At 69.7% G+C, this 12849-nt stretch carries 12 protein-coding genes and 1 tRNA gene; 5 read left to right on the top strand and 8 right to left on the bottom strand.

Going from position 1 to position 12849, the window contains the following annotated elements; translation table 11 throughout:
- Positions 1-8: 8 nt before the first annotated feature.
- Entirely contained in the window at positions 9-2195 is a 2187-nt protein-coding gene (locus ACFVRO_RS09290; RefSeq protein ID WP_386951531.1) for an MMPL family transporter, read from the top strand.
- A 1-nt stretch (position 2196) separates the two neighbouring features.
- On the opposite strand, the gene ACFVRO_RS09285 is transcribed toward ACFVRO_RS09290, so the two are convergent.
- The gene (locus ACFVRO_RS09285; RefSeq protein ID WP_386951528.1) at positions 2197-2994 is read right to left on the bottom strand and encodes an ABC transporter ATP-binding protein; all 798 of its coding nucleotides are present in this window, start codon (positions 2992-2994) and stop codon (positions 2197-2199) included.
- A complete protein-coding gene (locus ACFVRO_RS09280) occupies positions 2991-3659 on the bottom strand; it encodes a FadR/GntR family transcriptional regulator (protein ID WP_105675656.1) in 669 nt (222 codons plus the stop codon). Before ACFVRO_RS09280 ends, ACFVRO_RS09285 begins: the two co-directional genes overlap by 4 nt.
- A gap of 52 nt (positions 3660-3711) precedes the next feature.
- Between ACFVRO_RS09280 and ACFVRO_RS09275 the strand changes: the two genes are divergently transcribed.
- Complete coding sequence (locus tag ACFVRO_RS09275; protein ID WP_386951525.1) at positions 3712-5463, top strand: 2-isopropylmalate synthase; 1752 nt, start codon at positions 3712-3714, stop codon at positions 5461-5463.
- A 196-nt stretch (positions 5464-5659) separates the two neighbouring features.
- Here the strand turns inward: ACFVRO_RS09275 and ACFVRO_RS09270 are convergent.
- The 4 genes from ACFVRO_RS09270 to ACFVRO_RS09255 form a co-directional block, all read right to left on the bottom strand.
- A tRNA-Arg gene (locus tag ACFVRO_RS09270) sits at positions 5660-5733 on the bottom strand.
- 34 nt (positions 5734-5767) lie between these two features.
- On the bottom strand, positions 5768-6265 hold the full coding sequence (locus tag ACFVRO_RS09265) for an HNH endonuclease (protein ID WP_105675652.1): 498 nt from the start codon (positions 6263-6265) through the stop codon (positions 5768-5770).
- Positions 6266-6583: 318 nt separating this feature from the next.
- A complete protein-coding gene (locus tag ACFVRO_RS09260; protein ID WP_386951522.1) occupies positions 6584-7396 on the bottom strand; it encodes a M23 family metallopeptidase in 813 nt (270 codons plus the stop codon).
- 257 nt (positions 7397-7653) lie between these two features.
- Positions 7654-8355: a metal-dependent transcriptional regulator gene (locus ACFVRO_RS09255; RefSeq protein ID WP_105675648.1), complete on the bottom strand. Its 702-nt coding sequence runs from the start codon at positions 8353-8355 to the stop codon at positions 7654-7656.
- Between the two features lie 99 nt (positions 8356-8454).
- Between ACFVRO_RS09255 and serC the strand changes: the two genes are divergently transcribed.
- The gene (gene serC, locus ACFVRO_RS09250) at positions 8455-9567 is read left to right on the top strand and encodes a phosphoserine transaminase (protein WP_386951519.1); all 1113 of its coding nucleotides are present in this window, start codon (positions 8455-8457) and stop codon (positions 9565-9567) included.
- A 72-nt stretch (positions 9568-9639) separates the two neighbouring features.
- On the opposite strand, the gene ACFVRO_RS09245 is transcribed toward serC, so the two are convergent.
- Entirely contained in the window at positions 9640-10392 is a 753-nt protein-coding gene (locus ACFVRO_RS09245; RefSeq protein ID WP_386951516.1) for a DUF3027 domain-containing protein, read from the bottom strand.
- A complete protein-coding gene (locus ACFVRO_RS09240; RefSeq protein ID WP_105675642.1) occupies positions 10376-10756 on the bottom strand; it encodes a cold-shock protein in 381 nt (126 codons plus the stop codon). Before ACFVRO_RS09240 ends, ACFVRO_RS09245 begins: the two co-directional genes overlap by 17 nt.
- A 91-nt stretch (positions 10757-10847) precedes the next feature.
- Between ACFVRO_RS09240 and ACFVRO_RS09235 the strand changes: the two genes are divergently transcribed.
- On the top strand, positions 10848-11117 hold the full coding sequence (locus ACFVRO_RS09235; RefSeq protein ID WP_341941553.1) for a multidrug ABC transporter ATPase: 270 nt from the start codon (positions 10848-10850) through the stop codon (positions 11115-11117).
- Positions 11118-11124: 7 nt separating this feature from the next.
- A complete protein-coding gene (locus ACFVRO_RS09230; protein WP_386951513.1) occupies positions 11125-12828 on the top strand; it encodes a helicase-associated domain-containing protein in 1704 nt (567 codons plus the stop codon).
- Positions 12829-12849: the final 21 nt, after the last annotated feature.

The following is a 12849-nucleotide window of genomic DNA, read 5'->3' as shown; positions in this document are numbered from 1 at the left end:
GGAACCCGATGTCCCGACCAGACCGCGCCCCCGACACCGCGCGCCGCGCGCGCCCTCGGCACCGCGCCTGGCTGCGTGCCCTCCTCCCCGCAGCGCTGATCCTCGTGTGGCTCGCGGGCGCGGGACTCGGCGGCCCGCTGTTCGGAAAGATCGACGAGGTCTCGTCGAACGACCGCACCGCGTATCTCCCCGAATCCGCCGATGCCACCCAGGTGCAGAAGCTGCTCGGCGAGTTCACCGACAGCGACTCGATCCCGGCGATCGCCGTGTTCGTCGCCGACGGCACGCTGTCCGACGGGGATCTGACGGCCATCTCGGATGCGGTGAGCTCGGCGACCGAGGTGGAGGGCGTCGCCGATGAGGTGTCACCCGCACTGACCTCGGACGACGGGAAGGCGGCTCAGGCCTTCATCCCGATCAGCAGCGACGCGGAACTCGGCGACGCCGTGTCCGCGCTCGCCGATCACCTCCGCTCGGCGGCTCCGGAGAGAGTGACCGTCTACATCACCGGCCCCGCGGGCTTCAGCGCCGATCTCGTCGCGGGCTTCGCCGGGATCGACGGCCTCCTCCTCGGCGTCGCTCTGCTGGCGGTGCTGGTCATCCTCGTGCTCGTGTACCGCTCGCTGCTTCTGCCCGTGGTCGTGCTGTCGACCAGCCTGTTCGCCCTCTGCGTGGCACTCCTCGTGGTGTGGTGGCTGGCGAAGACCGGCGTGCTGCTGCTGAGCGGTCAGACCCAGGGCATCCTGTTCATCCTCGTCATCGGCGCGGCGACCGACTACGCCCTGCTCCTGGTCTCCCGGTTCCGCGAGGAGCTTCGGGGCACCCATGACAAGGGCGCCGCCCTCGCCGCGGCGTGGAAGGGGTCGTTCGAGCCGATCGTCGCCTCCGGCGGCACCGTGATCGCCGGACTCCTGTGCCTGCTGCTCAGCGACCTGAAGTCCAACAGCACGCTCGGACCGGTCGCCGCCATCGGCATCGTGTTCGCCATGCTCGCCGCTCTGACCCTCCTGCCCGCCCTGCTCATGCTGTGCGGTCGCGCAGTCTTCTGGCCGCGCCGCCCCGTGTTCGACCCTGAGGCCGTCGCCGCCGAGGACGGCCGCCCCACGACCGGCCTCTGGGCCGGCGTCGCACGGATGATCAGTCGGCGCCCCCGCACGATCTGGATCGCGACGACCGCGCTGCTGCTCATCGGCGCCGCAGGCCTCACGCAGTTGAACGCCACCGGTGTGCCGCAGTCCGACCTGGTGCTGGGGTCGTCCGAGGCGCGGGACGGCCAGTCCGCCCTCGGCGAGCACTTCCCCGGTGGCTCCGGCAGCCCCGTCTACGTGGTCGTGCCGGAGGATCGCCTGCAGGATGCCGCCGAGGTACTGCTCGCGAGCGACGGCATCGACGGTGTCTCGGTGACCGCGGCCGACTCGCCGAGCGGGACGGCGCCGGTCACCGCAGACGGCATCGGAGCCGTCGGCGCGCCGGGGACGCCGGTCCCCTCTCCGACGCTGGTCGACGGGGACGTCCTCCTTCAGGCGACGCTCACCGACGCGGCCGATTCGGATGCCGCCGCATCCACGGTGCGCGATCTGCGCACCGAGCTCGATCCGCTCGGCGCCCTCGTCGGAGGCGTCACTGCGACGTCGGTCGACACGAACGACGCCTCGATCCACGATCGCAACCTGATCATCCCGGTGGTGCTCGTGGTGATCATGCTGATCCTCATGCTGCTGCTGCGGTCGATACTCGCTCCCGTGCTGCTCATCCTCACCACCGTGCTCTCGTTCGGCACCGCCCTCGGCGTCTCCGCGCTGGTCTTCGACGGGATCTTCCGCTTCCCCGGTGCCGACCCCGCCGTGCCGCTCTTCGGATTCGTCTTCCTCGTCGCCCTCGGCATCGACTACAACATCTTCCTGATGACGAGGGTCCGCGAGGAGTCCCGACGGCACGGCACCCGCGACGGCATCCTCCGAGGACTCTCGATCACGGGAGGCGTGATCACCTCGGCGGGACTCGTGCTGGCGGCGACCTTCGCCGCGCTCTCCGTGATCCCGATCCTGTTCCTCGTGCAGCTGGCGTTCATCGTCGCCTTCGGCGTCCTGCTCGACACCTTCGTCGTCCGCTCCCTGCTGGTCCCCGCCCTGGCCTACGACATCGGCCGACGCATCTGGTGGCCGTCGGCCCTGTGGCGCAAAGGACAGGACTGAATCAGACGACGAGGCGCTTGCGTGCCCTGGCGCTCCAGCGCCCTTCGTCGTGAGCGACGTCGATCGGATGCCGGAACGCCTCGCTGATCGTCTCGGAGGTGACGACGTCGGCGGTGGCGCCGGCGGCCAGTACACGGCCGTCGGCGATCACCATGGCGTGCGTCGTGCTCTCCGGGAGCTCCTCGAGGTGATGGGTGACCAGGACCGATGCGACCTCCGGCTCGCTGCGGGAGAGGTCGTCGACCGTCTCCAGCAGCTGCTCCCGCGCCGCGACGTCGAGCCCCGTGGTGGGCTCGTCGAGCAGGAGCAGGGCGGGTGACGCCGCGAGGGCGCGCGCGATGAGCGACCGTCCGCGTTCGCCCTGCGACATCGTGGGCCACTCGGCGTCCGCACGGTCGTCGAGGCCGACCAGCGCGATGAGCTCGTATGCCCGCGCGCGCTCGGCGTCGCTCGGCGCCCAGCGCATCATCTTCTCGATCGTGCCGGTGAACCCGGTGAGCACGACGTCGACGACGGTCAGGTCGGAGCGGATCGGATGCCGCGGGTTCACGTGGCCGATGTGACGGCGCAGCTCCTGCATGTCGACGCGCCCCAGTCGTCGGCCGAGAACGTCGACCGTTCCCGAGGTGGGGTGGGTCTGCGCCCCGCAGAACCCGAGGATCGTGCTCTTTCCCGCACCGTTCGGGCCGAGCAGCGCCCAGTGCTCCCCGGCCCCGACCCGGAGGTCGATGCCGTGCAGGATCTCCTTCCCGTTGCGTCGGAAGGTCACCCCGTCGAGCCGCAGCACCTCGACGGTCACGCGAGCGCCGCCTTCAGCGCGATCAGGTGGCTGCGGCTCTCCGCGGCGGCGGCGTCCGCGTCGCGATCGATCACGGTGGCGGCGAGACGGACGTGTCGCTCGTGGTCCTCCGCTCCCCCGAAGTCCACACGGATCCGCAGCATCTCGACCATCGTCTGACGCAGTCGCGGAGTCAGGCCGTCGAACAGGTCGAGCAGGATCGGGTTGTGCGCCGCCGCCATGATCGTGCGGTGGAAGGCCGTGTCGGCGTCGACGTGCTCCTCGATGCTGGAGACCGCGGCGCCGCGGTGGTCGAGAGCCCTCCGGATCGCACGCACATCCGCCGCGGTGCGGCGGGAGGCCGCGAGCGACGCCGCCTCGGACTCGATCGCGATCCTCGCCTCGATCACGCTGACGATGTCCGCCCGGCGCAGCACGGCATCCCAGTCCTCCGGCGCATCGAGCGCTGTGACGAAGACGCCGGCGCCCTGACGGGTCGCGAGCACTCCTCGCCCAGCGAGCTGACGGATGGCCTCGCGGACCGTGGACCGCCCCACGCCCAGCTGGGGTGCGAGCGTCGTCTCTCCCGGGAGCTTCTGCCCGAGCTGCCATTCGCCGGAGCGGATGCGGTCGAGGAGGAGATCCGCCGCCTGATCGGCGAGCGGAGTGCGCTGGATCTGTGCCATGCCCCGAGTATAACTTGTCAACTTGTCTGAGGAGTTGCTACGTTCTTCAGGCATGACCTCCCGCACGTTCCCCACTCTGTCCACGCCATCAGGGCCGGTGCCCGCCGACGCACCGCACTGGAACCGCCAGCGCGGCTCGCAGATGCCGTCGCACCGCTACCTCCCCGTCCACGACCGCGTCCCGCTCCCCCTCGCCGAGCGGAGCTGGCCGACGCGCCGGCTCACCGCCGCCCCGCTATGGGTGCCCGTCGACCTGCGCGACGGGAATCAGGCTCTCGCCGAGCCGATGGACCCGGCCCGCAAGCGTCGCTTCTTCGAGCTCATGGTCGCGATGGGCTACAAGGAGATCGAGGTCGGCTACCCCTCCGCCTCGCAGACCGATTTCGACTTCGTCCGGCTCCTCGCCGAGACCGACCTCGCCCCTGAGGACGTCACGATCGTCGTGTTCACCGCCGCCAGGACCGACCTCATCGAGCGCACCGTGGCCTCGGTCGACGGCATCCGCAACCCTGTCGTCATCCACGTCTACACCGCGACCGCGCCCACCTGGCGCGACGTCGTGCTCGGCCGATCCCGTGACGAGCTCACGGAGCTGATCCTCGATGCCGGCCGCGACGTGCTGTCACTCGCCGGAGACCACTCGAACGTGCGCTTCGAGTTCTCGCTGGAGGTCTTCAACCTGACCGAGCCCGACTACGTGCTCGACATCTGCGACGCCGTGACCACGCTGTGGGACGCGACGCCGGAGCGGCCCGTCATCCTGAACCTGCCCGCGACCGTCGAGATCGCCTCGCCGAACGTCTACGCCGACCAGATCGAGTACATGCACCGCAACCTCGCGAGGCGCGACGGCGTCATCCTCTCGGTGCACCCGCACAACGACCGCGGCACCGGAATCGCCTGTGCGGAGCTCGCCGTGCTCGCCGGCGCCCAGCGGGTCGAAGGATGCATCTTCGGCAACGGTGAGCGCACGGGCAACGTCGACATCGCCACTCTCGCGCTCAACCTGCACGCGCAGGGCGTCGATCCGATGATCGACTTCTCCGACATCGACGAGATCCGCCGCACGGTCGAGCACTCCAACGGCATCGAGGTGCACGCGCGGCATCCCTACGTCGGCGATCTCGTGCACACGGCGTTCAGCGGCACGCATCAGGACGCGATCAGGAAGGGCCTCGCCGAGCACCGTGCCCGTGCGGCGCACGAGGGCGTGGCCGAGAAGGATCTCGCCTGGCGCGTGCCCTACCTGCCGATCGACCCGGCCGATCTCGGACGCGGCTACGACGCCGTGATCCGCGTGAACTCGCAGTCGGGCAAGGGCGGGATCGCCTACCTGCTGGAGACCGGGTACGGAGTCGAGCTCCCCCGGCGACTGCAGATCGACTTCGCCCGCCGGGTGCAGGCACAGGCGGATGCCGCAGGAGCCGAGTTCTCCCCGGAAGAGCTCTGGGCCCTGTTCACGGAGAGCTACGTCGACCCCGGCGCGGCGGAGACGCCGGAGCTCGCGCACTACCGCGTCGACGACGGGCAGACCGAGATCACGCTGCGCATCGACGGCATCGACATCGTGCACCGCACGGATCGGGTGGGCCCCGTGGAGAGCCTCGTCGCCGCGCTGGCGAGCGGCGGCATCCAGGTGGACGTGCTCTCGCTGCACCAGACCAGCATCGGACACGGAACCGACAGCGATGCGCTCACCCTGATCGAGTACCGCATCGGAACGGAGAGCGGATGGGCCGCCGGCCGCGCCAGGTCCGTGCTCGACGCCACCTTCGCGGCGGTCCTGCGGGCGGCGGTCGGCTGACGCGCGGCACCGTCTTGTTGCGTCGTCGTGGTGCCCTCGCGTCCCCATCGCCCCCTCCACGCGCCGCACGTCAGTGGGCAGAGGACGGCCAGCGACGCGGGCGGCGCGCGGAGCCTCCTGGGCGACGGGGCCCCGCTGTAGCGGGGTCTAGATGACGAAGACGGGGCCGCCTCCGGCGACCCCCTCTTCGTCGTCGTGCCCTCGACAGGATTCGAACCTGCGACCTGCCCTTTAGGAGAGGGCTGCTCTATCCTGCTGAGCTACGAGGGCCTACGACGATTCTACGGGAACCGCCGAGCACCCTTTACGCGGCGAGGGCGAGGTACGGCTCCCAGCGCGGGTCGCTGCGCTCGGAGCCCCGGACCGTCCACGACGTGCCGTGCGGAGGGCGCGGCGTGAACCGCAGCTCCCAGTGCATCTCCTGCGGCGTGCGGTTGCTCTTCACGTTGTTGCAGCGCAGGCAGCAGGCGACGAGGTTCTCCCAGGAGTCCGCACCGCCACGGGATCGAGGGAGGACATGGTCGATCGTGGATGCAGCCTTGCCGCAGTAACCGCACCGGTGGTTGTCCCGGCGCAGCACGCCCCGTCTCGTCACCGGCGCGCGCCTGCTGAGCGGGACGCGCACATAGCGCGACAGGATGATGACCGCCGGTCGATCGTAGACGCCGTGGCTCCCCCAGACGGGATCGTCGTCCACCCTCTCGATCACCGTGGCCTTGTCGTTCATGACAAGGACCAGGGCTCTCTTGAAGGACACGATGGCCAGAGGCTCATATCCGGCGTTCAAGACAAGTGTGCGCATCATCATCCTCTCGATCCGCCGGGACGGCTTCCCGGCACTCTCGACTCACACGAGCCGCACGATGATCGAGTGGACGCGGGGATGAAAAAAGGCGCTGTCTACAGACAGCGCCTTTCGCGCACGGCAACACCGTGGCATCCCTGCGGCCGATGCTGAAGGACGTGACGACCGAGGGCATCCATGGTGCGGATGCTCGGTATTCGTTCCATCAGCCTCTCCCGTCAGTGCGACAACGGGTTCAGGCTAACCCATTCCACGGGGTGCAGGGCGAAACAGAGGGTGAACGCCCGAAGGCGTGTCAGCGATGGATGCCGTGGATCAGCCGGCGTTGGCGGCGAGCCAGCCGATCGGCTCCTGCAGGGTTCCGCTCACCTTGACCTCGAAGTGCAGGTGGTTCGCGGTCGATCGCCCCGTGCTGCCGACGAACCCGATGAGCTGCCCGGCTGCGACCGTCGCGCCGACCTCGACCTGGCGAGTGCCGTAGGTCATGTGCCCGTAGGTGGTCTCGAGACGCTGACCGCCCACGACGCTGTCGATGACGATGCCCACGCCGTAGCCGTAGTAGTTCTCGGAGGACACGCGCACGACGCCGGCGGCCGCCGCGTAGATCGGCGTCATCGCGGGGGCGCACATGTCGGCCCCGTTGTGCGCGCCGCCGAGGGTGCGGCTCACCGTGTAGGAGCCCTGCGGAAGCGGATAGCGCACCTCACCCGATCCCGGGGAGACCAGTGCGTACTTGCTGAGATCGACGCCTGTGGCGACCGAGGCGGTCTTCGCCGCTGCCGCCGCACGGGCAGCAGCCTCTTCCTCGGCCTTCTTCTTCGCGATCTCTTCCGGCGTGGTGGCGGTGAAGCTGCCGTGCTCGAGAGGAGCCGCCGTGGCCACGGACGCGACGACGAGCGACTGCGCATCCTCCGCCGCGAGCTGCTGCAGGGTGGCCGCGGTGTCGGCGGGCTTCGACGATGCGTACGCAGGAAGGGCGACAGCCGCCACCAGAGCGCCGACCGCTCCGAAGATCACGACCGAACGGAGCGGCTTGACGACCTTGCGGGCCGGGCCGCGAGCGTCGCCGCGACGGGCGACTGCGCGGTCTTCGATTGTCTTCAGGGGCGGTTCGATGTCTGCGGCCAAAACGTAATCCTCCTGCGCCTGCACGCTTCGGGTAGCGCTGGCTCGTCGGCACTCTGTTCTCGTGGCACGAATGTAGCTCGGGGTACTTTGTGCGTTCCTACCGTGAAGACGACGAGCCTGGAAGGCGATCCTCGCGGGTAACCGTCAACGGGCTTCTTCGCTGACGACCTGTCCGAGGTTACCGGAAGATAACGGTCGTGTCACCCCGAGAACCTGTTAATCCTCCGGGCGGGGTCAGCGGTGATCCGTCGGCGGGGTCAGCTGGGCTCGCCGACGAGGAAGATATGCGACGCGAGCTCGACGGGGAGCTCGAGCCCCTCGTCCTTGCCGTCCATCTGGATCAGCACGTAGCCCTCGTTGAAGCGGTAGTCGCCCTCGGCGCCGGGCACGACGCCCGCATCCCTGAGCTGTTCGAGGAGCTCGGGGTCGACCTGAGCGGGCTCGGCAAGACGACGCACCGTGCCCTTGATGGGCTCCCCTGCCGCGTTGAGCTTCTGCACGAGACCGATCACGCCCTCGTCGAACGTGCGGGCGGGGACGTCTCCGAGCTGGTCCAGTCCCGGGATCGGGTTGCCGTACGGCGACTCCGTCGGGTGGCCGAGCAGCTCGACCAGGCGGCGCTCGACCTGCTCGCTCATCACGTGCTCCCAGCGGCAGGCTTCTTCGTGCACGTAGGCCCAGTCGAGGCCGATCACGTCGGAGAGCAGGCGCTCGGCGAGACGGTGCTTGCGCATCACGTCGACCGCCTTGCGGCGTCCGGATTCGGTGAGCTCGAGGGTGCGGTCCTCGGAGACGACGACGAGACCGTCGCGCTCCATGCGCCCGACCGTCTGCGAGACCGTGGGGCCCGAGTGCCCCAGACGCTCGGAGATGCGAGCGCGCAGCGGCACGATGTTCTCCTCCTCGAGTTCGAGGATGGTGCGGAGATACATCTCCGTGGTGTCGATCAAGTCCGTCATCTGGCCCTCCGGGTCTTCTTAGGCAAGCCTACATTCCCGCGGGGACATCGAGGCGTCATGCGGCGAAACCCCGGAGAGCGCGCACCCTAGAATCGACCCATGGCGATCGAGATTCCCCGAGACCTCCTGCCCGCTGACGGCCGCTTCGGATGCGGCCCCTCAAAGGTGCGCCCCGAGCAGCTCGACGCGCTGCTCGCCGCCGGAGCAGGACTGCTGGGCACCTCGCACCGCCAGGCGCCGGTGAAGAACCTCGTCGGCAGCGTGCGCGAGCAGCTGGCCGCGCTGTTCCGCCTTCCCGAGGGCTACGAGATCATCGTCGGCAACGGCGGATCCACGGCGTTCTGGGATGCCGCGGCCTTCGGCCTGATCGAGCGTCGCAGCCAGAACCTGGTGTTCGGCGAGTTCGGCGGCAAGTTCGCCGCGGCCGCTGCGGCCCCCTGGCTGGAGGCTCCCGACGTGCGCACGTCGGCGCCCGGCTCCCGCTCGGCCGCCGAGGTCGTCGACGGGGTCGACGTCTACGCCTGGCCCCACAACGAGACCTCCACGGGCGTCGCCGCCCCGATCGAGCGCGTCGCCGCAGAGGGCGCTCTCACCGTGATCGATGCGACCAGCGCGGCCGGCGGCATCGACTTCGACGCCGCGCAGGCCGACGTCTACTACTTCGCGCCGCAGAAGAACCTCGGCTCCGACGGCGGTCTCTGGTTTGCCGCGGTCTCTCCCGCCGCGATCGAGCGGATCGAGCGGATCGCGGCATCCGACCGCTACATCCCCGAGTTCCTCAGCCTGAAGAACGCGGTGGACAACTCCCGCCTCAACCAGACGCTGAACACTCCCGCGCTCACGACTCTGCACCTGCTCGACAGCCAGCTCCGCTGGATCCTCGCGAACGGCGGGCTGTCCTGGGCCGCCGCCCGCACGGCGGAGTCGTCCGGTGTGCTCTACGACTGGGCCGAGGCGACGTCGGTGGCGACCCCGTTCGTGACCGACCCCGCGCACCGCTCCCCCGTCGTCGTCACGATCGACTTCGACGAGAGCATCGACGCCGCGGCGATCGCGAAGACCCTGCGGGCGAACGGCATCGTCGACACCGAGCCGTACCGCAAGCTGGGGCGCAACCAGCTCCGCGTGGCCACCTTCGTGTCCATCGAGCCCGACGACGTGCGTCAGCTGACCCGCGCACTGGACTACGTGCTGGAGCACCAGAGCGCCTGAGCGCCGCCTGAGACGAAAGAAGAAGGGGGCCGCGTGTTCACGCGGCCCCCTTCTTCATGCTCCTGACGGAGATCACTCCTCTTCGTCGGAGCCTCGGCCCTCGGAGTCGGTCACATCATCGTCGGACTCGTCTTCGTCATCGTCATCTTCGTCATCGTCATCTTCGTCATCGTCGTCGGACTCGACGTCGTCATCGTCGTCGTCGTCATCCGACTCATCGTCGTCGTCATCATCGTCGTCGTCGTCGTCCGACTCATCGTCGTCGTCATCGTCGTCGGACTCGTCGTCGTCGGACTCGTCATCGACGGAGTCGTCGAGCTCGTCGATGTCGACGCCGTCGAGGTCGCCCGCGTGCAGGACACGCGTATCCTCGATCAGCTCGTCCTCGTCGATGTCGTCGATGTCGTCGTCAGCATCCTCGTCGTCGGCGTCCTCGAGCTCCTCGGCGTCGACGATGTCGCCATCCGCGTCGACCGCCGCAGCGGCGGCCTGCTCGGCGAGCTCGACCTGGTGCGCGCGGTACTCGGCGAGGCGCTCGGCCCACGGCACCCATTCCGGCGCGAGCAGCGCGCCGTCACCGGGCAGCAGCTCCACCTCGAGCACGGTGGGCTCTTCGTCGTCGACCCGGTCGACCGTGACGGTCCAGTACCAGCCGGGGTATCCGGGAAGACGGTTCTCGAACCGCAGCGACACCGAGCCGTCCTCTTCAGGAAGGTAGCCCGCTGCGGGCCCGATGGACGACGCCGGAGTGATCTCGCGCAGAGCGTTCAGCGCGAGATCGTGGGCGTCGAGGAGACGCTGGTCGGCGTCAGGCTTCGAGGTCATCGGCGACCTTGCGGAGCACGGCGGCGATCTTGCGCCCGTGCGAGGAGGAGGGGTAACGGCCACGGCGGAGGTCTCCGCCCATGCCGTCGAGAAGCTTCACGAGGTCCTCGATGATGATCGCCATGTCGTCGGCGGGCTTGCGCTTCGCCTTGGCGAGACTCGGCGGAGCCTCGAGCACGCGCACGGAGAGAGCCTGGAGTCCGCGCTTGCCGTCGGCGACCCCGAACTCCACGCGAGCACCCGCCTTCACGACCGTGCCCGCGGGCATGGATGATGCGTGCAGGAAGACGTCCTGGCCGTCATCGGAGGCGATGAAGCCGAAACCCTTGTCTTCGTCGTAGAACCTGACCTTGCCGGTGGGCATGGGGAAACCTCGCTGAATCGTACGGAAAGAAGGCACGCCCTCGGGCGGCCCCCTCAAGCCTACCGGTCGGCGACGCAGTAGGCTGAGAAGGATGAGCGCGCAGAATCCCGAACCCGAGGTCCGCCCGGTCGATCGCCTCCTGGCGTTCACCGCGCTGGGTCTCGCCGCGGCATCCGTGATCTGCTTCTTCGCCATCATCATCGGCACGGCGGTCGGCATGAAGCAGGACGACTTCGGCGGCGGCGCCTGGCCGTTCATCGCCGCGATCCCCTACTGGGGTCTCCCGGTCGCGTTCGTGCTGATCATCGTCCTGCTGGTGATGAGCTTCATCCGGAAGGGTCGCGCGGCATCGCGGCCCTGAGGCGGACATGAGCGCGCACGCCCGACCACTGGCCGAATGGCTGGCCGCGGCGAGCGACGACGAGCTGGAGACGCTGTTCCGTGCGCGCGGCGTGCGGACCGATGCCGGCTGGCAGGACTTCTTCGACGCCGCCGAGGCGCTGCTCGACGCGGGATCGCTCTCGCGCATCCTGCCGCAGCTGACCACCGCGGAGGCCTCCGCCCTTGCGCACGCGGCGCACGGCGGAGACGCGGGCGTCGAGCGCGAGACCCTGACCGCCCTCGCGCTGCTTCGCCCTGACGGCACGCCGTTCGCCCCGGTCGCCTCCGCTGTACTGGACCGCCCCGCTCCCGCTCCGGTACCCGAGACAGCACTCTCACCATCCGATCAGGCCGCGTCCGCGCATGCCGCCGAGCGCGCCTTCACGACCGTCGCAGCTGTCGCCGATCTGCTGCTCCTGGCGAGAGAGAACCCCCTCGGGCTCCTCTCGGGCGGCGGCATCAGCGCGGGTGAGAGGAAGCAGCTGGCGGAGAACGGCATCCCCGCCGACGCCGTCGACCCCCTGGTCGCCCTGGCGGTCGATGCGCGGCTGGCTCTGGCGGACGACAGGCGACTTCGCACCACCACGACCGCAGAGGAGTGGCTGCGCTCGTCGGCGGCCGCCAGATGGAGCGACCTGGTCTCGGGCTTCCTGAGCACGCTGCCCCGCGGCATCCACACCCCCGCAGGCGGGTACCTGACACCGGCATCGTGGACGTTCGCGCACCCCTGGGACGCCGGCTGGCCCGAGCGCAGCGCCGCATTGGGCGAGCGCGCCCGGCTGCTCGGGCTGATCGCCGATGACGGCACCGAGCCGGTGTGGGCCGAGCCCGTGCGCGCCGGCCTCGCCCCCGACGCGACCGCACTCGCCGAGCTGCTTCCGGCCGAGGTCGACCGCATCTTCCTGCAGAACGACCTCACGGCCATCTCACCCGGCCCGCTCGCCCCCGCGCTCGACGTGAGGCTGCGTGCCATCGCGGCCCGCGAGTCCGCCGCGCAGGCCTCCTCCTACCGGTTCACCGGCGAGTCCATCGCTCGGGCCCTCGTCAGCGGCGAGACGGAGGAGTCGATCATCGGCTTCCTCGACGACCTCTCGCTCACCGGCATCCCGCAGCCGCTGCGCTACCTCGTGGCACAGACGGCGCAACGCCACGGTCTGGTCAGGGTGTCGACGGATCCCGAGACGGGCCGCACCCGGATCGAGAGCGACGACCAGACCCTCATCCAGGCGATGGCGATCGATCAGGGCCTGCGACCGCTCGCCCTCGCGAAGCACGTCGACTCGCTCACCACGCGCGTCGGGCGAGACACCGTCTACTGGGCGCTCACCGATGCCCGCTACCCCGCGACCCCGGTCGACGAGCACGGGACCGTGCTCACCGGCGACCGCTATCCGCTCGTCGAGGCCTCGACGCCGGAGCAGCCGGACCATTCGCCCCTCATCGCCGCGCTGCGGACCCGACAGGGCCCGAACGCGGATGCCGCATGGCTGGATCGTGAGCTCGAGGCCGCCGTGCGGGCCAGAGCGGTGCTGCAGGTGACCGTCGGCATGCCGGACGGATCGACAAGGGATCTCCTCCTGGAGGCCACGGGCCTCGGAGGCGGCCGGCTTCGGGGACGCGATCGGGCTGCCGACGTGGAGCGCACGCTCCCCGTGTCCAGCATCCGCTCCGCGACCGTCGTGGCCCCCTGAACGGTGACGGGCGGTAAACTG

The sequence above is a fragment of the Microbacterium sp. NPDC057944 genome (assembly GCF_042887445.1).
In the GTDB taxonomy this organism is placed as follows: Bacteria; Actinomycetota; Actinomycetes; order Actinomycetales; family Microbacteriaceae; genus Microbacterium; species Microbacterium natoriense.
Note: the sequence above shows the minus strand (reverse complement) of the source record. Positions and strands in the feature narration are given on the sequence as shown.